This window comes from Brucella grignonensis (assembly GCF_002252505.1).
Lineage (GTDB): Bacteria > Pseudomonadota > Alphaproteobacteria > Rhizobiales > Rhizobiaceae > Brucella > Brucella grignonensis.
The window spans coordinates 92,814-114,720 of record NZ_NNRL01000161.1 but is presented as its reverse complement, the minus strand read 5'-3'; the positions used below and the strand labels follow the sequence as shown (position 1 = coordinate 114,720).

Here is a 21,907-nt window from a genome sequence, read left to right as displayed (position 1 = left end):
TCGGGAAAACTGATATTTCCATTTTCACAGCTTTACCATTGCCCAAACTCGATTAAATTCAATTCGACATATTGGGGAGGGAATTTATGAGTGGGTTTGCGATTGTCACAGGCGGAAGCACCGGTATTGGCCGACATCTGGTTTCGGCATTTGCGGAAGCCGGATATGCGGTCGCTTTCAGTTTCAGAGGCGATGACGAAGCCGCAAATACACTCATGGAGGAAGTGGAAGCTGCGGGTGGTCAGGCACTGGGCATTGAATGCGATGTCGGTTCCGGAGCCGAGGTCGAAGAGTTCTTCGATGAGGTCTGCAGCTGGTATGGTGATGCACCCGATGTGCTGGTCAACAATGCAGGCATCCAGACATGGGCGCCTTTGCTGGAGCTTTCCGAAGAGGGCTGGGACGATGTGATCCGTACCAATATGAAAGGCTGTTTTCTCAACACGAAGGCTGCCGCTAAGCGGATGGTCGATGTCGGCAAGGGTGGTTCGATCATCAATATCGGCTCAGGTTGCAATAAGCTCGCATTCCCGAAGCTTGTTTCCTACACCGCCTCCAAGGGCGGTATTGAGCAGTTCACCAAGGTGTCTGCAGTGGAGCTTGGGCCGCACGGCATCCGGGTGAATTGCGTGGCCCCCGGCGCGATTTACAATGAACGTACCGCACAGGAACAGCCGGATTATGCAGAAACATGGGGTCGGATTACGCCATTGCGGCGGGTCGGAACCGTGGAAGATCTTTCCGGTCCGGTGCTGTTTCTGGCGTCCGATGCTGCGCGGTTTGTTTCAGGCCAGACGATTTGGGTCGATGGCGGCCTGTTTTCACAGGCCAACTGGCCTTATGGAACGTGAGATACTTAAAGAATACTATTTCCCATAAAGCCGATTTTTCGACTAGTTGATTTTTTTAAATCCAATGATTTGAATATCAATTATATTCACAAATGAAAAATTTAATGTCTGATATAGCAATATAAACCAGGAAAAAGAGAGAACGATTCCAACATATATCTGAATTCTACTTGCGGAGAAACATTTAAGTATCAGCCAATTTGTGAATGGTGCAAATGGCCTCGATTGTACAACTGCTTTTTTAATTCTGTCATGATTGGATTTTCCGCCAAATAATTTTATTATAGTCCCTCTGTTTTTTATCTTTGAGAGAATTTCTTCATCCAAGCCAGATCGCCTTATCTTTCTATATATTCTTGTTTGCTTGTAAAGCTCAGAAAGCATATTATCTTCGGATTGCCTAGTGTTTTCTTCCCAGTGTTCCTGCCAGTATTTTGCTCCAGATGCCATCGCTGTTTGTAGAATAGAAATTAGCATGCCGGACAGGCATATTACAAAAGTTACGGCAGGATGTGCATTCTGGGATTGGCTTATACTTGCCAGTAAAACTCCCTGAAAAATCATAAAAAAATTATTTCTTTGTACCAGCTGGTTAATCTCAAAATTTCTTAATTCTATACTCAGCTTATAGACATCCTTCCATGCTTCATAATCATTTATAGATCTTCCGATTAATTCTTCTCTGAAAGCGTTTTCATCAAAGTTCTTTATCTTATCCTTATCATAGGATGTCATAGCTATGCCCCCATAGTGCGATGTAAATGGCCTGATCGTTAACAAAAGGGGTATAATAGAGTTAAATGATATTATAAACCGAAAACAAAATTGTTATACTTTCTATTTATAAAGTTCAATAAATAAGGAAATGGTGATCCCGACTGGATTCGAACCAGTGGCCTCAAGATTAGGAATCTTGCGCTCTATCCTACTGAGCTACGGGACCAGTCATCAAAAACGCCCGGATTTAATGGCTTAGAGCGACCTTTATGCGTCCGAAAGGACGCTCGGCGCTCTGATGGGCCAGAGCATTTTCCGACACATACTGTTTTTCATGGCTTTCGCCAACCCCGCAAAAAGCGGGGCAGGCGCATTTCTTCTTCTGAAACGAATTTAAGCGGCCAGGGCGGTTTCAACCACCGACACAAAATAGCTCACGCCATAGGGAATGGCTTCGTCGTTGAAGTCATAGGCGGGATGATGCAGGCCCGGCGTGTCACCATTACCAAGGAAGATGTAAGCGCCCGGACGTGCTTCCAGCATATAAGAGAAGTCTTCGGCGGCCATCATCGGGGCCACATCGGTCTTCACCTTGCCTTCGCCCGCCACATTCTTTGCGACACGAGCCGCAAAGTCGGTCTGGTCGTCATGATTATAGGTGACAGGATAGTTGTTCTTGTAGCGCACGGTGATTTCAGCGCCTGTAAGCATGGCGATACCTGCCGCTGCTTCGCGAATGCGACGTTCAGCATAGGCACGGGTTTCTTTGCTCAGTGTGCGTACGGTGCCGGATAATTTCGCCGTTTCCGGAATGACATTATAGGCTTCGCCCGCATGGAACTTCGTGATGGAAATGACGAGTGAATCCAGTGGATCGATATTGCGTGCGACAATGCCCTGAATGGCAAGATGCAGCTGTGAACCGGCAAGGATTGGATCAATCGTGCGGTGCGGTTGTGCTGCATGACCGCCGCGTCCCTTGATGGAAAGATCGAACTCGTCGGTTGCCGCCATGATCGGGCCTTTGCACATGGCGAACTGGCCCACCGCAAGGCTTGGCAGATTGTGCACGCCATAGACTTCCGCAATGCCGAAACGATCCATCACGCCGTCCTGAACCATGGCAAGCGCGCCTGCGCCACCTTCTTCAGCTGGTTGGAAAAGCAATACGGCAGAGCCGCGGAAGTTACGGGTTTCTGTCAGATATTGTGCGGCACCCAGTAGCATGGATGTGTGGCCATCATGACCGCAGGAGTGCGCTTTTCCCGGGTTTTTCGATGCCCATTCGACACCGCTTGTCTCGGTGATCGGCAGCGCATCCATATCGGCACGAAGACCGATAGCCGGACCATCGCCATGCCGTCCTTTGATGACCGCGACAACGCCACTACGGCCGACACCGGTTTCAACAAGGTCACAGCCGAAGGATTTCAGCTTTTCTTCGACAAAGCGCGCCGTCTGGTGAACGTCATAAAGAAGTTCGGGATTCTGGTGCAGATGACGACGCCATGCGGCGATCTCCGCTTGAGTCTCGACGGCACGATTGAGCACTGGCATTTCGGAAATATCCTGAGATTCTTATGATGCAGAAGTTGCGAGAATATGACGTTTCGGTGAAAGCGGGCAATCCCTATTTGCCTTTTCCTTGCCACATGGCATAGATAAGAGCAGTGCAAATTCTCCTTTTTGACTGGTGTATTCGCAAGCCGTTGCGGCTTTTGGAGGTCGATGCAACAGGAAGCGGAACCGATAACCCGCAGGCATTGCGGCTCTCGTTGATTGGAACTACGAAATGATTTCGAAACCGTTGAAAATCTGGTTTGCAACCGCGGCAATTTCTGGCCTTGCCCTGGCTGGTGCTTTGTCCGCTGCTACGGCTAACCCATCGATTGCGGTGGATGTGGCAAGTGGCAAGGTTTATTCTGCGCAGGATCCTTTCCAGCGCTGGTACCCGGCTTCGCTCACCAAGATGATGACGGCCTATGTCACTTTCCGTGCTCTTCAGGCAGGACAGCTGACGCTTGAATCCCCTGTCAAAATGACGGTTAACGCCTCGAAAGAACCGCCGAGCAAGATGGGCTATCGTCCTGGCTCCGTGTTGACGCTCGACAATGCACTCAAGATCATGCTTGTGAAATCGGCCAATGACGTTTCGGTTGCCGTTGCGGAAGCTGTTGGCGGCACGGAATCGGCTTTCGTACAGCGTATGAATGCGGAAGCGCAGCGCATCGGCATGAGCGGATCGCATTTTGCCAATCCAAATGGTTTGCATGACCCGAACAATTATTCGACCGCGCACGATCTGGCTGTTCTTGGCGTGCAGCTGCGTCGCGAGTTTCCGCAATATGCGCATTATTTCAATACAGAAGCTATTGATGCAGGCGACGGCAAGAAGCCACAGGCCAATTACAATATTCTGCTTGGCCGGTTCGATGGTGCCGATGGCATGAAGACCGGTTTTGTCTGTGCATCAGGCTTCAATCTGGCCAGCTCAGCAACCCGTCAGGGCCGGACAATTCTCGCAGTTGTGCTGGGTGCTGATCGTCAGGAAACCCGCGCTGTGCAGGCAGCACAGCTGATGACCGATGCATTCCGCAGCAATGGTGCGGGTGTGCCGACGCTTGGGAGCATGGTGCCGCCGGCAAGCAGTGCCGTCTATCAGGCCGTGGATATGCGCAAGACCATTTGCAACCAGCAGGCCATGGCTGATCGCTGGGACGGTCGCGATGTCGAAGGGCGTTTGCAGCTCAATTCGCCTTATATTCATGCGATGACCCGTGAGCCGGTGCCGGTGCAGGTCGGGCTTGTTTCAGCGCCGCCTGCAAAGGTGACAAAGGTCGGGCAGCTCGATATTTCGCAGATCCCTGTGCCGATGCCACGCCCGCAGCGCGCTGCCGCCTCAATCAACTAAGATAGAACCATGCCGCACCCAATTCCTGTTTCCGTGCTGACCGGCTTTCTTGGCTCGGGCAAGACAACACTGCTCAATCGTCTGCTGAAAGATCCGGCACTCACGGATACTGCTGTCATCATCAATGAGTTTGGTGAAGTGAGCATTGATCATTTGCTGGTCGAAGAAGCAAGCGAAGGCGTGATAGAGCTCGCCGATGGCTGCCTGTGCTGCACGGTGCGTGGTGAATTGGTGGATACACTGGCCGATCTGATCGATCGTCTGCAGACCGGGCGTATCAAGGCATTGAAGCGGATCATCATCGAGACGACCGGTCTTGCCGATCCGGCTCCGGTGCTGCATTCGATCATGGGACATCCGGTGCTGATGCAGGCTTTACGCCTTGATGGCGTGCTTGCGACCGTTGATGCCGTCAATGGCATGGCAACGCTCGACAATCATGAGGAAGCGGTCAAACAGGCTGCGATGGCCGACCGCATCATCATCACAAAAGCAGATATGCCAGAAGCGCAGGTGGGTCTGGCAGCCCTGAAAGCAAGGCTGCAACTGCTCAATCCGGGTGCGGATATACTGGAAGCTTCCGATACGCGCACGGGCTATGCGGCTCTTTTTGAATGCGGGTTGTATAATCCCGAAACCAAGACGGCTGATGTGCAACGCTGGTTGAAGGCAGAAGCTTATGAGGATGATCATCACCACGATCATGCTCATCATCACGACCATGATCATGTATGCGGGCCGGATTGCAATCATGATCACGGGCACGATCATGACCACCATCATGGGCATCACCATCATCATGACGACGCTATTCGTTCCTTCTCGCTGCGGCACAAGGAACCGATCCCGTTTTCGACCTTCGAGATGTTTCTCGATCTGCTGCGTTCGACCCATGGTGAAAAGTTGTTGCGCGTGAAGGGAATTGTGCAGATTGCCGAAGATCCTGATCGTCCGCTGGTCATCCATGGTGTGCAGAAAATCTTCCATCCACCGGCACGCCTGCCGAAATGGCCCAAGGATGAGCACGAGACGCTTCTGGTGATGATCGTGAAGGATTTGCCGGAAACCTATGTGCGCGAGCTTTTCGATGCATTTCTGGGCAAGGCAGGGATTGATCGTCCCGATCGCGCGGCCATGATGGATAACCCGCTGGCTATTCCCGGATTTTCCACCCGATAAATAGTGCGCTGATAATTATTTTTTCTGAATAAGAAAACGATGCAGGTTTTCGTCACGTTCCTGCGCGAGCAGAGCGTGGCCTTCCTGCGTGCAGAAATGCGGAAGATCGATACCGGATAGCGGGTCAGTCGCCTCCACCCAGAGACGCGCGCCGCTCGGCATGTTTTGAAGGCGATTGCGCGTCTTTAAAACAGGAAGAGGGCATTTAAGCCCTCTCAGATCATAGACGGGTACGTCTTTGTCCATCTGCTATCAATTACCGCCCAGTTTCCACCACGGCTTTTTCTTTTCAGGAGCGGGTGCCGCGACATTATCTGCAACAGTGCTTGCAGTGGTCATTGGCGAAACAGCTGCCGGGTTTTCCTGCGGAACAGGCGTGGTTGCGGCCTGAGCTTGGGGCGCTGCAGCAGGCGCCGCGACCGCTGGCGTTGCAGCAATAGCCGTTGCTGGCTGCACCGAGATTGGCGTCGCTGCAGGCTTGATATCCGGTGCATTCGGTGTTTCAGCCGATGCAGGCGAAAGCGACGGCGGTTCGCGCGTTACCTTTTCGCCGCGTGCACGAGCGGCACTCCAGGCGGAAACGAGCTTGGCTTCTGCGATGCCCTGAATGGACGGTGCAGGCTTCTTCTGTGCTGCGCTGAATGCGGACTGGAACGTCTTTTCATAAGAAGACGTGTAGGCCATGGATTCTGAGCCGACCGAAGGTGGGCAGGCATCCGTGGCCGAAAGTGGCTGACCGTCTGGCGTTGGTACGTTGAAGACATAACGCTTTTCGCAGACATCAACCTTTGGCGGAACCTTGTTCACCTCAAAGGAATCGTAGCCCTGCTTGAGCATCTTCCAGAACGAGTAGTTCGGATCGCTCTTATAGCGTGCCATATTGGCTGCGGTCATGCGGAACGGGAAAGCCTGGATCTGGAAGTCGCGCTGACCGCCCTTGAAGGCATCGCGGCCAAATGCATAAATTTCGCTGACGCTTTCATCGGTCATCGAATAGCAGCCCGAGGATGAGCAGGCACCATGAACCATCAAATGCTGACCGGTACGGTTGTTCGCGCGGTCATAGGCATTCGGGAAGCCGATATTGAAGGCCAGATAGTACTGCGAATTGGGGTTCATCTGGGCCGGGCGGACATTATAGAAGCCCTCTGGCGCCTGACGATCGCCTTCGATGAACTTCGGTCCGAGCTTGCCCGACCATTTGCAGATTTCGTAAGATGCGATCTGGTCGTACTTGCCGTTATTCTTCTGCTTCCAGACTTCGAGGACGCCTTCTTCCTTGAAAATGCGAACCATGATCGGCGAAGTGCGGGTCATGCCCTTCGATTTCATCTTGGCGACGACTTTTTCAGGAAGCGGCTTTTCAGCCCTCAAACCGAGATCTGAAACGGATGAACCCTGACAACCCGCAAGCAGAGCGGATGCCATGAGTGTTCCAAGAAGTGCGGTTCTGATCTTCATATCGCATCGAGCCTGTCAGAGCATTTCCAGCAAAAATGTGTGAGCCTTTTGCGTCGGATAATGCATAAAAACAAATAGGTAGAGCAACGGGTACTCAACTTCATCAGAGTCTGCTCGAAGCCGCATCACCTGACGCATTTAAGCAAACCCGACTTTTCGGTGCCTGGATATTAACAACTAAACCTTTCGGTATCGTTGATAAACCGTTGCTCAATTACCTAAAAAACACAGTGACCGCAATATGGCGGAAATAATGGCATGATGCAAATCCGGCGCAGTTTGAGCTGCGCCGGCATAGATTTTTGAATTTTATGGTAAATTAAAGGTTACGGCCGATTTCGAGGAATTTCTGGCGACGTTCCTGCTTGAGCGTCTCGCCATCGACATCCTTCATCGAGCGCAGCGAGGCGGTAATGATATCGCCTGCAGCTGCAATAACGGCATCCTTGCCGCGATGTGCGCCACCAAGCGGCTCCGGAATGATACCGTCGATGATCTTGAGATCGAACAGATCCTGTGCGGTGATGCGCATGTTGGAGGCAGCATCCTTTGCACGCGTCGAATCGTGCCAGAGGATCGAAGCCGCACCTTCCGGCGAGATGACCGAATAGATCGAATGTTCGAGCATATAGACGCGGTTTGCGACGGCAATCGCAATCGCTCCGCCTGAACCGCCTTCACCGATGATGATCGAGATGACAGGAACGCGCAGCTTGAGGCATTCAGCGGTGGAGCGCGCAATGGCTTCTGCCTGACCGCGTTCTTCGGCACTGACGCCCGGATAGGCGCCTGCTGTATCGACGAAGGTAATCAGCGGCAGCTGGAAACGGTCGGCCATTTCCATGATGCGGACAGCCTTGCGGTAGCCTTCAGGACGGGCCGAGCCGAAATTGTGCTTGAGACGCGTCTTGGTGTCCGAGCCTTTTTCCTGACCGAGAATGGCAACAGGCTGGCCATTGAAGCGGGCAAAGCCGCCCTGAATGGCTTCGTCATTGGCAAACTGGCGGTCGCCTGCAAGCGGCGTGAACTCGGTGAAAAGCTGGTTGATATATTCAAGGCAATGCGGACGATCCGGATGGCGGGCGATCTGTGCCTTCTGCCATGGGGTCAGCTTGCGATAGATATCTTTGAGCGCATCGGCCGATCGTTTCTCGAGACGGCTGATCTCGTCGCTCATCTCGACGCTGCCCTGTTCCTGTGCGAGCTTTTTCAGCTCAAGGATCTGGCCTTCGAGGTCTGCGACGGGTTTTTCAAAATCGAGATAGTTGTACATCGGGCCTGACTATTGTGCGTTTCCAGAGATGTTGGCCATAGAACAAGCCCAATAGAGGCTGTTTTACGACGCCTTACATATTTACTTCGCGCGCATCTTGCAAATTTTTCTGAAATTCTCTTACCCGCCGCGCGCTTAATCGGCAAGCGGATGATGTTCACTTACCAGCTTATGCAGTCTTTCTTCCAGTACATGTGTGTAGATTTGTGTCGTTGAAATATCCGCATGTCCAAGCAATTGCTGCACTGTTCTCAGGTCAGCACCGTTTTGTAAAAGGTGGCTGGCAAAGGCATGGCGCAGCACATGCGGGGAGATCGAGGCGCTTGAAAGCCCGGCGCGGGCAGCAAGACTTTTAAGTTCACGGGCGAAAACCTGGCGCGCCAGATGGCCGCTTTCAGAAAAAGCCGGAAAGAGCCAGGGATTATCGTCGTAGCCCGGCAGGGAATCGCGCAACGACAGAAAGCGCTGCAAAGCCTCGCGCGCCTTTTGTGACAGGGGCACCATGCGATCCTTGGAGCCTTTGCCGCGCACGATCAGAAAGCGATGGTCGGTGCGGGCGACACTTGCGGGAAGCCCCACAAGCTCCGAAACACGCAATCCCGTCGCGTAAAGCGTTTCAAGCAGCGCGTGAAGGCGAAGTGCTTTGATAAGGTCTGCAGGCTCAAGTGCTTCTTTCGCCTCAAGATCGGTACGATCAAGAAGGCGTCCGACATTTTCGACGCTCATGATTTTCGGCAGAGGCTTCTGCTTTTTGGGGGCATCGATGACACCGGTGGGGTCATCCTGCCTGAAACCTTCCGAATAGAGAAAGCGAAAAAACTGTCTGATTGCGGAGAGACGGCGTGCCTGTGATGTCGCGGCAAAGCCTTCATTGGCCATACCATCGATTACATGGCGTATATCGTCGGTTTTTGCTTCAGCGAGATTGATGCCGCGTGCGGTCATCACTTCGGCGCAGGCTTCCAGATCGCGTCGATAGGATTCAAGCGTGTTATGTGCGGCCCCGCGTTCGGCGCTCATCATTTCGAGAAAATTCTCAATCGCCAAAGATGCGCGCATGCCTACTCCTGCTTATCCGCCGTATCGGACCCATCTGTCTGGCCGTCTGTGACGGTTTCTGAAGGTGCCGATGCTGGTGCCGGTACCGGCGGTGGGGCCACGACTGTCTGTTTCAGTTTTGATGCGGGGATTTCGACGGTGATCTCATGGGTAACCGGCTTCACGAAATTGGCGAGCGAGAACATTGCGCCGTAGACAATGGCAGCGATCACAGCAAGCAGGACAAGAATGCGCGTCAGCGTGGGCATGGTGTGTTTATGCTGTGCTATTGAGACGAAAGCAAGGACAGCCAAAGCACACGCATAAAAAGCCCCATTTGGTGCAGTTCAGGCGATGAAAGCGGATGAAAGCGATTGACGCCGCGCGGTTTTTCATGTGGAACCGGAAGAAATGGATGAGGTTTATGAGCAGTACAACAAAACAGACAAATCTTAACGAGAAGGCGGATGCTGTCCGTCAGCTTCTTGGTGCGAAAGTGGTCGTTCTTGTTGGGCTGATGGGCGCAGGCAAGTCGACCGTGGGTCGCAAGGTCGCAACAATGCTTGGCCTGCCTTTTCGCGATGCCGATAACGAGATCGAGTCCGCCGCCCGCATGACGGTTCCTGAACTGTTTGAAGCCTATGGCGAAGCCGAGTTTCGTGATCTGGAGCGCCGGGTTATCCTGCGGCTTCTTGAAGATGGCCCCATGGTGCTGGCTACTGGTGGCGGCGCTTATATGAACGCCGAAACCCGTGAGGCAATTGCCGCAAACGGTGTTTCAGTTTGGCTCAATGCAGAACTGGATGTGCTGATGGAGCGTGTGTCTCGCCGTCAGAACCGTCCGCTTCTCAGGAATGATGATCCGCGCGGTGTGATGCAGCGGCTGATGAATGAGCGCTATCCGGTTTATGCGCTCGCTGATCTGCATGTGATGACACGTGACGACAAGAAAGAAGTGATCGCCGGAGAACTGATCGACGTTCTGACCGAGCATCTGGATAAGAAATAGGCCCTCAGCCTGAGTTTAGACTGCTTTGGAGTGCATTATGACCGCTGCCGATACTGTTACGGTTCCCGTCTCGCTGGGCGACCGATCCTATGAGATCCTGATCGGCAAAGGGCTTGTTGCCCGTGCAGGCGAAGAGATTGGCAAGCGCCTCAAGGGCAGGCGCGTTGCTGTCGTTACCGACGAGAATGTGGCGGATGCACATCTCAAGAATCTGGAAACGGCGCTTTTCCTGCAAGGTTTTGATGCGACGAGCATCGTCGTCAAACCTGGCGAAAAATCCAAATCCTTTTCGGTGCTGGAGACTGTCACAAATGCAGTGCTGGAAGCCCGACTGGAGCGCGGCGATGCGCTGATTGCTTTCGGGGGAGGGGTCGTGGGCGATCTCTCCGGCTTTGTCGCCGGCATTGTGCGTCGCGGCATGAATTTCGTGCAGATGCCGACCTCGTTGCTCGCGCAGGTGGATTCGTCCGTTGGCGGCAAGACCGGTATCAACACCCAATATGGCAAGAATCTTGTCGGTGTTTTCTATCAGCCGCAGCTGGTGCTGGCAGATACGGATGTGCTCGATACGTTAAGCGCGCGCGAATTCCGTGCAGGCTATGCGGAAGTCGCCAAGTATGGCCTGATCGACCGTCCGGATTTCTTCGCCTGGCTCGAAAAAAATTGGCAAGAGGTTTTTGCGGGAGGCGCTGCTCGCACCGAGGCGATTGCTGAATCATGCCGCTCGAAGGCGGCAGTTGTTGCACGCGATGAGCATGAAAATGGTGATCGTGCTCTGCTCAATCTCGGCCATACATTCGGTCATGCGCTTGAAACTGCCACAGGCTATGATTCAAGCCGTCTGGTACATGGCGAGGGCGTTGCCATCGGCATGGCGCTGGCGCATCGTTTTTCGGTCAAGATGAACCTGTGCGGTGTAGAGGATGCTGAACGCGTTGAGGCTCATCTGAAGACCGTCGGTCTGCCGATCTCGCTCAAAGATGTGCCGGGTGGTCTTCCGGATGCTGAAAAGCTGATGGACTATATTGCGCAGGACAAGAAAGTGACGCGCGGCGCTCTCACTTTCATTCTGACGCGCGGGCTTGGTCAGTCCTTCATTGCCAAGGATGTGCCGCCTGCGGCAGTATTGGAGTTCCTGAAGGAACGCCTCTCCGCCTGAATCTGAAAGGATTACGAGAATGAGTTTCGAGCTATGGGTAATGTGCGGCATCATCCTGCTCTGCATCATTCTGTCTGCCTTTTTTTCCGGATCGGAGACGGCGCTGACTGCCGCCTCTCGTGCCCGAATGTTGGGCTATGAATATAATGGCGATGAACGCGCGACGGTTGTTCAGCACCTGATCAAAAAGCGTGACCGTCTGATCGGTGCGCTGCTTATTGGCAATAACCTGGCCAATATTCTTGCTTCATCAATCGCCACCAGTATTTTTTTGACGCTGTTTGGTGATGCGGGTGTTGCCTATTCGACTTTGGCGATGACCATTCTGCTGGTCATTTTTGCAGAGGTTCTGCCAAAGTCCTGGGCGATCTCAAACCCCGACCGCTTTGCGTTGTATGTCGCGCGTCCAGTTTCAATTGTTGTGGCTCTGCTGGGGTTCATCTCAGGCGTTGTAAACTGGATTGTGCGGGTGATCTTGCGGCTTTTCGGCGTCAATCTGGCCGCCGGCCGCTCGATGCTCTCGGCGCAGGAAGAATTGCGCGGTGCGGTTGAGGTGCTGCATCGTGACAAATCGCTGATCAAGGAAGACCGTGACCAGCTGGGTGGTTTGCTTGATCTCAAAGAGCTGGAAGTCAGCGATGTCATGGTGCATCGCACCTCCATGGGGACCATCAATGCCGATGCACCCGCCGAGCAGGTGGTGCGCGAAATTCTGGCAAGCCCGCACACGCGAATGCCGGTCTGGCGCGATGAGATCGATAATATTATCGGCATCATCCACACCAAGGATCTGCTGCGCACGCTTTATGACGTCGATAATGATTTTAAGCGCATCGACATCATGAAAGTGGCACGCAAGCCCTGGTTTGTGCCCGATACCACGACACTTCAGGATCAGCTTGACGCCTTCCTCCGCCGCAAGGCGCATATTGCCATCGTCGTTGATGAATATGGCGATGTGCAGGGGCTGGTGACGCTCGAGGACATTCTCGAGGAGATTGTCGGTGATATTTCCGATGAACACGATCTCGATATGCAGGGCGTGAGACTGCAACCGGATGGCTCGGTTCTTGTCGACGGTTCGCTGCCGATCCGTGATCTCAATCGTGCGCTGGGCTGGAACCTTCCCGACGAGGAAGCAACGACGATTGCCGGTCTTGTCATTCATGAAACCCAGACGATACCGGAAGTGAAGCAGGCTTTTACTTTCCATGGAAAGCGCTTTTCCGTGCTGAAGAAGGAAAAGAACCGCCTGACCCGTCTGCGCATTGTGCCGCTCGATGCTGACGGCAAGCCCATTTCAGGTGTTATCGCCGCAAAGGCCTCAAACTGATGGGGGTTCCGGCAACCAAGCAGGAACTCCTTGCAGCGATTGAAACGAACTATACCCGACTGGTATTGGATCTTGCACGTGTGACGCCTGAGCAGGCCATGGAAAACACCATGGAAGGCCATGCGAAAGGCACGATGATGAGCGTGCATAATCTCGTTGCTTATCTCGTCGGATGGAACGAACTGGTTTTGAAATGGTGCGAGCTCAGCGATAAGGGGCAGCCGGTCGATTTTCCGGAAACAGGATTCAAATGGAGCGAACTCGGCAAGCTGGCATCCAAGTTCTACCGCGATTACCAGGGTTTGCCGTTCGCAGAACTTCTGTTGCGCTTTGAGGCTGCAAAAAATGCGCTGGTCGCTTTGATCGAGGCGCGCAGCGATGCAGAGCTTTATGGCGTTGCATGGTATGAGAAATATACGCTTGGGCGCATGATCCAGTTCAACACGTCGTCGCCTTACGCCAATGCGCGGGGGCGTCTGCGCAAATGGCTGAAAGCTCAGGCGTAAAAAGATCAGCGCCGGGTTGGCTCGCCGGGGGCGGAAGGCTCGAGTGCCAGTGCATGAACGCCGCTGTTAAGCTCTTCCTTCAGAAGCTCGTTGATGGCGCGATGACGGGCAATGCGACTCAGTCCCTCGAACTTGCCCGATACAATCCGCACACGAAAATGTGTCTCGCCGGTGCCGTCGTAAACGTCATGATGGCCGCTCTCTTCGTGGTGATGACCTGCATGAAGATGGCTTTCATTTATGATTTCAAGCCGTTCCGGCGCGAAAGCAGCCGTAAGCTTTGCTTCCATTGAAGATTGTTTGCTATTGTGAATGGACATTCGAGCCAGTTCTCCCCATATAGGTGCTGTGCTTCATATAGACGTCGCCTCGGCGGCAATTGGTGGGGCAAATCCGCACAGGAAATGCAGTCTGCATCAAAATTTCGCCCTGAAGAATGGCCAAAACCCAGTCAGGACGAAATGTCAATTCTTGTTTAGTTCCTCTTAATTCGCATAATCCGATTCGATGACAACGAACTCAAAATTTTTCGACAGCATCCGCATCCGTCCCAAGAAGGAAGCGGAAAAGAAGTCCAGCGGTCCCTGCTGCCAGTGGGATGGTTGCGATAAACCGGGCACACATCGTGCGCCGGTCGGGCGCATGCGCGAGGGCGAATATCTTCATTTCTGTATCGACCACGTCCGGGAATATAATAAGACTTTCAATTATTTCTCGGGTTTGTCGGACAAGGATATCTCCAAGTTCCAGAAGGACGCCATCACTGGAAACCGTCCGACCTGGTCGACCGCATCCAATTCCACAGCCACAAAACACACCTCGCCCGATATGGCGACACGACGTTCGGGTTCTGCCGCCTACCAGAACCGGATGCGCGATCCTTTCGGCTTCGTAAAGGACGCGAAAGCGGCACCTGCGGGCAAAACCGCGCTGCGCAAGCCGCGGACACTGGAAGTAAAAGCGCTCGCTACGCTTGGTCTTGAACCAAATTCGACTAGCGATAAGATCAAGGCGCGCTATAAAGAACTCGTGAAGCAACATCATCCCGATGCGAATGGTGGCGACCGCGGGTCCGAAGAAAGATTTCGCGACGTCATTCAGGCTTATCAATTGCTCAAGCAGGCAGGTTTTTGCTAAAGCCTGTTTGGGCTTTATGAGCCGGGTATCGGAGTGGTTGAAGCATGTCGCGAAAAGCCGGGAACTGTTTTCCCCATGGCGTCATGTTTTAATGCTCTAACGGACATTCATCTGCCGCGCATTTGCGCGGACGCAAGTACGGATGCCCGCAACTGAACAGAAGGGGCGTCATCTGGCTCGCCGGAAACTGGCTCCCTGATCAAATTTGAATGTCGCGGCGGGACAGTCCTGCCGCTCTGGAGGCATGATGAACAAGGTTGAGCGGGATATAGCCAATTTGCCGGATACGACGGTTTCGGTACGCGAAGTGTTTGGAATTGATTCCGACATGCGCGTTCCAGCCTATGCGGCGGGCGATTCCTATGTGCCGGAAACGGATCCGGATTATATTTTCGACCGTCAGACGACGTTGGCCATTCTCGCAGGTTTTGCCTATAATCGCCGCGTGATGGTTTCCGGTTATCACGGAACGGGTAAATCGACCCATATCGAACAGGTTGCAGCCCGTCTCAACTGGCCTTGTGTCCGTATCAATCTCGACAGTCATGTCAGCCGTATCGATCTCGTCGGTAAGGATGCAATCGTCGTCAAGGACGGCATGCAGGTTACCGAATTCAAGGACGGCATTCTGCCGTGGGCTTATCAGCACAATGTTGCGCTGGTTTTCGACGAATATGATGCGGGTCGCCCGGACGTCATGTTCGTGATCCAGCGTGTTCTGGAAACGTCGGGCCGTCTGACGCTGCTCGATCAGAGCCGCGTGATCCGTCCGCATCCGGCGTTCCGCCTGTTTGCAACCGCCAACACGGTTGGTCTTGGCGATACGACCGGCCTTTATCACGGCACGCAGCAGATCAATCAGGCACAGATGGACCGCTGGTCGATCGTGACCACGCTCAATTATCTGCCGCACGACAATGAAGTGAACATCATTCTCGCAAAGTCCAAGCATTACCAGAATGCAGAAGGCCGCGAAATCGTGAACAAGATGGTCCGCGTTGCCGATATGACCCGTCAGGCTTTCATCAATGGCGATCTGTCGACCGTGATGAGCCCACGTACCGTCATTACCTGGTCTGAAAATGCTGCGATCTTCAACGATGTCGGCTTTGCATTCCGCCTGACCTTCCTCAACAAGTGCGATGAGCTGGAACGCCAGACTGTGGCCGAGTTCTACCAGCGTGCTTTTGGCGAGGAACTTCCAGAATCGGCTGCCAATATCGTTTTGGCATAAGACTGGATGATGCCTGCCGCCCTGCTGCATAATTCCTTAAACTTGAGATAATTTAAGGTAAAATTATGCAGCAGATATATTTGTTAGAGCGTCCTTTGTGCGCCTAATGAGGCGCACGGCACTCTAATGGGCGGCAGCACTTTATATGAAGTCAGGATAGGCAGATGTCGGGCCAAATGTCAGGAATGGGCGATAATTCGCGCGAGCGTAAAAACGGACCGGTGGATTCCGAGCCGTTCAAGCGGGCGATGACGGCCACAATGCGTGCCATTTCCGGTGAGAATGAACTGGAAGTCGCTTTCAGCAATGATCGTCCGGCGCTGACCGCCAATCGTGCCCGCCTGCCTGATCTGCCAAAGCGCCCGACTGCCCATGATATTGCGGTTACACGTGGCCTTGGCGATTCCATGGCGCTGCGTCAGGCGCGCCATAATGCCCGTATTCATGCAAGCCTCGCTCCGGAAGGCAAACAGGCGCGTGCAATCTATGACGCGGTTGAGCAGGCGCGTGTGGAAGCCATTGGTGCGCGTGCTATGGCCGGTGTTGCAGACAATCTTGCGACCATGCTTGCGGATAAATATACCCGCGCCAATTTTGCTTCCGTTACCGACAAGGAAGATGCGCCGCTTGAAGAAGCCGTATCGCTTCTGCTGCGTGAAAAGCTGACCGGACGGACTGCACCTGCTGAAGCGGGGCCTGTGCTCGATCTCTGGCGTGAATGGATTGAGCAGAAGGCCGGTCCGGAACTGGCTCGCCTTGGTGAAAATCTGGAAGATCAGCAGGCTTTTGCGCGCACGGTGCGCGATATGCTGGCCTCCATGGATATGGCTGAGGAGCTTTCGCAGGAAGAGCAAAGCGACGAACAGGATCAGGACGACGAACAGACGCCGGATTCGGATGAAAACGAGGATGGCGGCGAGGAAAGCCAGGAAGGTTCTGATTCAGCTGAAAGCGATGAATCGGACAGTTCGAGTGAAGAGGGCGAGCAGGGCGAAATGGACGCTGCCGATGCGGCCTCCGACGATATGGATGACAGCGAAGATGTCGACGCGGAAACGCCGGGCGATACGCGCCGTCAGAACCAGCCTTTCGCCAATTTTTCCGAACATGTCGATTACAATGTCTTCACGCGCGAATTCGATGAAGAGGTCGAGGCGACCGATCTTTGCGATGAGGCGGAGCTTGATCGTCTGCGCGGGTTCCTCGACAAGCAGCTTGCCAATCTGCAGGGCGTGGTCGGAAGACTTGCCAACCGTTTGCAGCGCCGCTTGATGGCGCAGCAAAACCGTTCGTGGGATTTCGATCTGGAAGAAGGTTATCTCGACAGTGCACGTCTGGTGCGTATCGTGATCGATCCGACACAGCCGCTTTCCTATAAGCAGGAGCGCGATACGGATTTCCGCGATACGGTTGTGACGCTGGTTCTTGATAATTCCGGTTCGATGCGCGGGCGCCCGATCACGGTTGCAGCAACCTGCGCCGATATTCTGGCCCGTACGCTGGAGCGTTGCGGTGTGAAGGTCGAGATTCTCGGCTTCACCACCAAGGCGTGGAAGGGCGGTCAATCGCGTGAGGCATGGCTCGGTCGCGGCAAGCCTTCCAATCCGGGTCGTCTCAATGATCTGCGTCACATCATCTACAAGAGTGCTGACGCGCCATGGCGGCGTGCACGGCGCAATCTTGGCCTGATGATGCGCGAAGGGCTGCTTAAGGAAAACATCGACGGTGAAGCACTGATCTGGGCGCATCAGCGCCTGCTGGCACGTCCTGAGCAGCGCAAGATTCTGATGATGATTTCAGATGGTGCGCCGGTGGATGATTCCACGCTGTCGGTCAATCCGGGCAATTATCTGGAGCGTCACCTGCGCGCGGTGATCGAAGAGATCGAAAATCGCTCGCCGGTGGAGCTGATCGCTATTGGTATCGGCCATGACGTCACACGCTATTATCAGCGTGCTGTCACCATTGTGGATGCGGAAGAGCTGGCAGGCGCGATGACGGAGCAGCTTGCATCACTGTTTGAAGAACAGGGCGCAGAAGCATCTGGCAGAGGACGCCGCCGCGCGGCCAGGCGATAATTACTCTGGATCACTTTGTGATGCGAAGAAGAAAAAAGGGGCCGTTGTGTCCCTTTTTTTTGAGCATTTCCAGCAAAAGTGCGAAGCGGTTTTGCGTCGGATAATGCGAAAAAACAAAGAGATAGAGTATTTCCAATGATTCAAGAAAAACAGGAAATGCTCTAGTGCTGCTTTGATGCCGCGCGGTCGGGCGCGTAGAGGGCTGGTGCGAAAATGGCCAGAATGGCACCATAGGGCACCAGCATCAGCGTTCCCATGACAACCTTCACAAAGAAGTCACCCGTTGCAAGCGACGCCCAGAGCGGCATTCCAAGGCCAAGGAAGGCGGCAGGTTCGGCGAGAGACGAATCCGGCAACCCGGTGATCGCATCGATCCACGCGAAGCTTGCGGCAAAAGCGATGGAGAAGAACAGGATCGTATCAACGACGGAGCCGAACATGGCGGCCGCAAATGGCGCCTTCCACCATGTCTTGCGACGGAGGCGGTTGAAGACCGTGATGTCCATCAATTGTGCGATCAGAAATGCCGAACCGGAGGCAATGGCGATACGTGGCGTGGCGAGCCAGATCGACATGAGCACACCGAGCACAAAACCGGCATAGACAACTTTGCGCGCAGCCGCAGGGCCAAAGCGGCGATTCGTCAGATCGTTGACGAGAAATGCCACCGGATAGGTGAAGGCACCATAGGTGAGCAGTTCACCAAGGCCAAAATGCTGAAAAGGATATTGGACAAGGATGTTCGAGGCAGCAACTGCCGCACACATCGCTATCACGGCCGGCCAGAGCCGGGCAAAAGAAAGACCTGTCATAGGCATTTTTTTATCCTGGGTGATGGAACCAGCAAAAAAGGCTGACGAGAGTCAGCCTTTTTTGTCAAACTTTAAAAAGCTGATTGCTTATGCAGCAACTTCAGCCTGCTTCTTGGCGATCTGACGCTTCAGCAGGCGAGCGCGCTGCGAGAGTTCCTTGTCGTCAGACTTGACGAGGAAAGCGTCGAGGCCACCGCGATGCTCAACCGAACGCAGAGCAGAAGCGGAAACGCGAAGACGATAGCTCTGGCCGAGAACTTCGGACATCAGCGTAACGTTGCAGAGGTTTGGCAGGAAGCGGCGACGCGTACGGTTGTTTGCGTGGCTCACATTGTTGCCGTACTGGACCGAGGTGCCGGTCAATTCACAAGCGCGGGACATTTTGGTCTCACCTTCAAATTTTTTGTTTCTCAGGCCCCGACCCGAATGTCCGAATTCAAAGCAATCATAGCAGTTTGCTGCTGCTGGCGCGCGATCTCGGACAGGCGGCCTATTGGGAAAGTCGCGTTTCTATAGTGACAGTAGCGAAAACAGTCAAGACAGATTCCGCTGTGAAGGTCCAAAGGCGCGCATTTACAGCGTTTTGCAGTGTCTGGTGGTCTGCCCGATCATAACTTCGCCGGTTTTTCCTGTTCGACAGAGAATGTAAAACGGGAATCTGGAGCCGTTTATAGTCAAAAGCTTAAAGACAAACTAGAGCATGGGTTAGATAAACAGAATCGGTTTGCAGGTGCAATTCATCGATTTTGGCGTGGATTTGGTTTGCTGAAGCGCTGTTCGTGCGGGTGTACGGTGCTCTCGAAGTAGATATCGCGAAAGGAAAATCTGGCATGGTCGAACAATCGCATTTCTTCAAGCCGGTTGAGAGCAAGATGATCAGGTACGGGACAAAGCGGCGGGCACTTGCATTTCTAACCGGATTGACGATTGCGAGTGTAGCTGCGGTGGATACCGCGAAAGCAGACGCTCTCTACCGAACCGAATATGAAATCTCGATGTTCGGTCTTTCCATCGCACGTTCAGCGATCGAGACCATCGTCAAAGGGGCCAATTACGGCGTCAATGGCCGCTTCAAGACGTCCGGCCTGGCCCGTGTTTTCGATGATACGGACGGAACTGTCTATGTGGGCGGCAATTCTTCTCAGGGCAAGGTGACCCCTTCGGCTTTCGATCTTGCCTATAAGCATGGACGCAAGAACAAGAGCACCAAGATACGTTTTGCAGGCGGCAAAGTGACCGCATCCGAAAATGTGCCGCCGGTGAAAAAGCGCGATCCGTGGGTGGAGACCGCACCAAACGATCTGGTCAATGTGAGCGACCCGTTGAGTGCGCTGATGATTCCGACCAAAGACCCCAAAGCTGTTTGCAATCGCACATTGAGTGTCTTTGATGGTCAGACCCGCGCCGATATTCGACTGGCTTTTAATGGTACTGAATCTTTCACCACTGAAGGCTTCACCGGCGAATCGGTGATCTGTTCGGCGAAGTTCATGCCGATCTCGGGTTATCAGAAGGGCAAGAAAGCCATCGACTATCTGAGCAACCGCAGCAGGATCACGATCTCCTTTGCATCCTTGGGCGATTCCGGTATCTATGCGCCCGTCGTGGCACGCATCGGCACACAGCTGGGGACGCTGAAGATCGAGGCGACGCGATTTGAAAAGATAAGATAACGGGACGCAAAAGACGGTTTGAGCCGCGCGAGCGATCCCGCAAATGGGGGATCAATCATGAAGCTGGCAACGCTGATCGGCTTTTCGGCCATAGCGATGTGGGCGCTTCTGGCGCTTTTTACTGCCGGTTCCGGTCAGGTTCCGCCATTCCAGCTGTCCGCCATGACGTTTTCAGTCGGCGCATCCATCGGCTTCATTTCCTGGCTGTGGCGCCCGGATGCCGTGAAAAATCTGCGTCAGCCGCCCATCGTCTGGCTTGTGGGTGTGGTTGGTCTGTTCGGCTATCATTTTCTTTATTTTACAGCGCTCCGAAATGCGCCTGCAGTCGATGCCAGCCTGATTGCCTATCTCTGGCCGCTGCTGATTGTGGTCGGATCTGCCCTGATGCCGGGCGAACGACTGCACTGGTATCATATCGCTGGCGCACTGCTTGGGCTTGGCGGAACAGTACTTATCGTGAGCAAAGGCAACGGTTTCGGTTTTGAGGCCCGCTACAGCTTTGGTTATGCGATGGCAGCGCTTTGCGCTCTGACGTGGTCTAGCTATTCGCTGCTCTCACGCCGCTTTTCGAGCGTTCCGACTGATGCTGTAACCGGCTTCTGCGTGGCGACCGCTATTCTTTCGCTGATCTGCCATCTAATGCTTGAGCAGACAGTCTGGCCGGAAACGGCAACGCAGTGGCTCTGTGTTCTGGCGCTTGGCTTGTTGCCTGTGGGAGCGGCCTTCTATGCTTGGGATTTTGGGGTGAAGCGCGGCAATATTCAGGTGCTGGGTGCTGCGAGTTATGCCGCACCGCTTCTATCCACGCTCGTGCTGATCTTAGCCGGTACGGCGCAGCCATCCATGCGTATTCTCGCCGCCTGCCTGCTGATCACGGCAGGTGCGGCGCTGGCCGCAAAAGACATGATTTTTTCGCGGCGCAAAGAAGCAGTATCGGCCGAGTAAAGTTAAAGCACATTCCGAAAAGTGTGAAGCGGCTTTCGGAACAAGATGCGCGTAAAACTAAAACAAAGAGATAGAGCATTTCTAATGATTCAACTTAATACTGAAATGCTCTAGTGACTGGGATGCAGGCATTCCTCATGATTGCCGAGAATTTCGATCACCCGGCACTGATCGATGCGGCCATGAGCCGTGCAATCGAGCATGCGCAACAACTCCGTCTTCAGGGACATCAGTTTTGCAATACGGTGCTCGACATCGATCAGCCGCGCACGCGCGATAGAATCAGCGGCAGCGCAGGACTGGTCAGGGTTGTCCTGAAGGTCGAGAAGCGTGCGGATCGCATCCACTTCAAAGCCCAGATCGCGGGCATGACGGATAAACAAAAGCCGCTGGACATCGCTGTTATCGTAAAGGCGACGATTGCCTTCGGTGCGGGGCGGAACCGGAAGAAGTCCGATTTGCTCATAATAACGGATCGTTGGCACTTTTACGCCGCTGGCTTTTGATGCCTCGCCAATCGGAACATTGGTGATCATTTTTTCTCTTGCTCCTCTAGTCACTAGAGGATGTAGGCCTTATTTCAGATAATTC

General features: G+C 53.7%; 23 protein-coding genes and 1 tRNA gene. 12 read left to right on the top strand and 12 right to left on the bottom strand.

Annotated elements, in window-relative coordinates; all coding sequences use genetic code 11:
* Nucleotides 1-86: 86 nt before the first annotated feature.
* Nucleotides 87-851 carry an SDR family NAD(P)-dependent oxidoreductase gene (locus CEV33_RS12930; protein WP_094540854.1) on the top strand — a complete coding sequence of 255 codons (765 nt, stop codon included), beginning with the start codon at nucleotides 87-89 and terminating at the stop codon, nucleotides 849-851.
* Between the two features lie 42 nt (nucleotides 852-893).
* On the opposite strand, the gene CEV33_RS12925 is transcribed toward CEV33_RS12930, so the two are convergent.
* The 3 genes from CEV33_RS12925 to CEV33_RS12915 form a co-directional block, all read right to left on the bottom strand.
* The gene (locus CEV33_RS12925) at nucleotides 894-1,586 is read right to left on the bottom strand and encodes a RipA family octameric membrane protein (RefSeq protein WP_094540853.1); all 693 of its coding nucleotides are present in this window, start codon (nucleotides 1,584-1,586) and stop codon (nucleotides 894-896) included.
* Nucleotides 1,587-1,717: 131 nt separating this feature from the next.
* Nucleotides 1,718-1,794 (bottom strand) — tRNA-Arg (locus CEV33_RS12920).
* Between the two features lie 167 nt (nucleotides 1,795-1,961).
* Entirely contained in the window at nucleotides 1,962-3,125 is a 1,164-nt protein-coding gene (locus tag CEV33_RS12915) for a M20 aminoacylase family protein (RefSeq protein WP_094540852.1), read from the bottom strand.
* A 235-nt stretch (nucleotides 3,126-3,360) separates the two neighbouring features.
* Here CEV33_RS12915 and CEV33_RS12910 point away from each other — a divergent pair, with 235 nt between their 5' ends.
* The gene (locus CEV33_RS12910; RefSeq protein ID WP_094540851.1) at nucleotides 3,361-4,479 is read left to right on the top strand and encodes a D-alanyl-D-alanine carboxypeptidase family protein; all 1,119 of its coding nucleotides are present in this window, start codon (nucleotides 3,361-3,363) and stop codon (nucleotides 4,477-4,479) included.
* Nucleotides 4,480-4,488: 9 nt separating this feature from the next.
* Nucleotides 4,489-5,658 carry a CobW family GTP-binding protein gene (locus CEV33_RS12905; RefSeq protein ID WP_094540850.1) on the top strand — a complete coding sequence of 390 codons (1,170 nt, stop codon included), beginning with the start codon at nucleotides 4,489-4,491 and terminating at the stop codon, nucleotides 5,656-5,658.
* A gap of 15 nt (nucleotides 5,659-5,673) precedes the next feature.
* Here the strand turns inward: CEV33_RS12905 and CEV33_RS12900 are convergent, their stop codons facing one another.
* The 5 genes from CEV33_RS12900 to CEV33_RS12880 form a co-directional block, all read right to left on the bottom strand.
* Entirely contained in the window at nucleotides 5,674-5,904 is a 231-nt protein-coding gene (locus tag CEV33_RS12900) for a sulfurtransferase TusA family protein (RefSeq protein ID WP_024898489.1), read from the bottom strand.
* A 6-nt stretch (nucleotides 5,905-5,910) separates the two neighbouring features.
* Nucleotides 5,911-7,119, bottom strand: a complete 1,209-nt coding sequence (locus CEV33_RS12895) for a L,D-transpeptidase family protein (protein ID WP_094540849.1) — start codon at nucleotides 7,117-7,119, stop codon at nucleotides 5,911-5,913.
* 319 nt (nucleotides 7,120-7,438) lie between these two features.
* Complete coding sequence (locus tag CEV33_RS12890; protein WP_094540848.1) at nucleotides 7,439-8,392, bottom strand: acetyl-CoA carboxylase carboxyltransferase subunit alpha; 954 nt, start codon at nucleotides 8,390-8,392, stop codon at nucleotides 7,439-7,441.
* A 135-nt stretch (nucleotides 8,393-8,527) separates the two neighbouring features.
* Complete coding sequence (xerD, locus tag CEV33_RS12885) at nucleotides 8,528-9,451, bottom strand: site-specific tyrosine recombinase XerD (protein WP_094540847.1); 924 nt, start codon at nucleotides 9,449-9,451, stop codon at nucleotides 8,528-8,530.
* A 2-nt stretch (nucleotides 9,452-9,453) separates the two neighbouring features.
* Nucleotides 9,454-9,699: a hypothetical protein gene (locus CEV33_RS12880; protein WP_094540846.1), complete on the bottom strand. Its 246-nt coding sequence runs from the start codon at nucleotides 9,697-9,699 to the stop codon at nucleotides 9,454-9,456.
* A gap of 155 nt (nucleotides 9,700-9,854) precedes the next feature.
* Here CEV33_RS12880 and CEV33_RS12875 point away from each other — a divergent pair, with 155 nt between their 5' ends.
* From CEV33_RS12875 to CEV33_RS12860, 4 genes are read left to right on the top strand one after another with little or no spacing between them, the layout of a single operon-like run.
* Nucleotides 9,855-10,439 (top strand): shikimate kinase, encoded by a 585-nt coding sequence (locus tag CEV33_RS12875; RefSeq protein WP_094540954.1) that lies wholly within the window; start codon nucleotides 9,855-9,857, stop codon nucleotides 10,437-10,439.
* A 37-nt stretch (nucleotides 10,440-10,476) separates the two neighbouring features.
* Nucleotides 10,477-11,598, top strand: coding sequence for a 3-dehydroquinate synthase (gene aroB / locus CEV33_RS12870; RefSeq protein WP_094540845.1), 1,122 nt, complete (start codon nucleotides 10,477-10,479; stop codon nucleotides 11,596-11,598).
* A gap of 19 nt (nucleotides 11,599-11,617) precedes the next feature.
* On the top strand, nucleotides 11,618-12,931 hold the full coding sequence (locus CEV33_RS12865) for an HlyC/CorC family transporter (RefSeq protein WP_094540844.1): 1,314 nt from the start codon (nucleotides 11,618-11,620) through the stop codon (nucleotides 12,929-12,931).
* Nucleotides 12,931-13,437 carry a ClbS/DfsB family four-helix bundle protein gene (locus CEV33_RS12860; RefSeq protein ID WP_094540843.1) on the top strand — a complete coding sequence of 169 codons (507 nt, stop codon included), beginning with the start codon at nucleotides 12,931-12,933 and terminating at the stop codon, nucleotides 13,435-13,437. The genes CEV33_RS12865 and CEV33_RS12860 overlap by 1 nt, the downstream gene beginning before the upstream one ends.
* 5 nt (nucleotides 13,438-13,442) lie before the next feature.
* Here CEV33_RS12860 and CEV33_RS12855 read toward each other — a convergent pair whose 3' ends face one another.
* On the bottom strand, nucleotides 13,443-13,757 hold the full coding sequence (locus tag CEV33_RS12855; protein WP_094540842.1) for a BolA family protein: 315 nt from the start codon (nucleotides 13,755-13,757) through the stop codon (nucleotides 13,443-13,445).
* Nucleotides 13,758-13,944: 187 nt separating this feature from the next.
* On the opposite strand from CEV33_RS12855, the gene CEV33_RS12845 reads away from it, so the two are divergent.
* The 3 genes from CEV33_RS12845 (at nucleotide 13,945) to cobT (ending at nucleotide 17,886) form a co-directional block, all read left to right on the top strand.
* Nucleotides 13,945-14,574, top strand: coding sequence for a J domain-containing protein (locus tag CEV33_RS12845; protein ID WP_094540841.1), 630 nt, complete (start codon nucleotides 13,945-13,947; stop codon nucleotides 14,572-14,574).
* 247 nt (nucleotides 14,575-14,821) lie between these two features.
* A complete protein-coding gene (cobS, locus tag CEV33_RS12840; RefSeq protein ID WP_094540840.1) occupies nucleotides 14,822-15,808 on the top strand; it encodes a cobaltochelatase subunit CobS in 987 nt (328 codons plus the stop codon).
* A gap of 164 nt (nucleotides 15,809-15,972) precedes the next feature.
* Nucleotides 15,973-17,886: a cobaltochelatase subunit CobT gene (gene cobT, locus CEV33_RS12835; RefSeq protein ID WP_094540839.1), complete on the top strand. Its 1,914-nt coding sequence runs from the start codon at nucleotides 15,973-15,975 to the stop codon at nucleotides 17,884-17,886.
* Nucleotides 17,887-18,047: 161 nt separating this feature from the next.
* Here the strand turns inward: cobT and CEV33_RS12830 are convergent, their stop codons facing one another.
* Nucleotides 18,048-18,704: a queuosine precursor transporter gene (locus CEV33_RS12830; protein WP_094540838.1), complete on the bottom strand. Its 657-nt coding sequence runs from the start codon at nucleotides 18,702-18,704 to the stop codon at nucleotides 18,048-18,050.
* 81 nt (nucleotides 18,705-18,785) lie between these two features.
* On the bottom strand, nucleotides 18,786-19,079 hold the full coding sequence (rpmB, locus tag CEV33_RS12825; protein WP_024898504.1) for a 50S ribosomal protein L28: 294 nt from the start codon (nucleotides 19,077-19,079) through the stop codon (nucleotides 18,786-18,788).
* 449 nt (nucleotides 19,080-19,528) lie between these two features.
* On the opposite strand from rpmB, the gene CEV33_RS12820 reads away from it, so the two are divergent.
* Both CEV33_RS12820 and yddG read left to right on the top strand, forming a co-directional pair.
* Nucleotides 19,529-20,371: a DUF3108 domain-containing protein gene (locus CEV33_RS12820; protein ID WP_094540837.1), complete on the top strand. Its 843-nt coding sequence runs from the start codon at nucleotides 19,529-19,531 to the stop codon at nucleotides 20,369-20,371.
* 57 nt (nucleotides 20,372-20,428) lie between these two features.
* Nucleotides 20,429-21,316: an aromatic amino acid exporter YddG gene (yddG, locus tag CEV33_RS12815; RefSeq protein ID WP_094540836.1), complete on the top strand. Its 888-nt coding sequence runs from the start codon at nucleotides 20,429-20,431 to the stop codon at nucleotides 21,314-21,316.
* Between the two features lie 110 nt (nucleotides 21,317-21,426).
* Here yddG and CEV33_RS12810 read toward each other — a convergent pair whose 3' ends face one another.
* Nucleotides 21,427-21,849, bottom strand: coding sequence for a MerR family transcriptional regulator (locus tag CEV33_RS12810; RefSeq protein WP_191793337.1), 423 nt, complete (start codon nucleotides 21,847-21,849; stop codon nucleotides 21,427-21,429).
* Nucleotides 21,850-21,907: the final 58 nt, after the last annotated feature.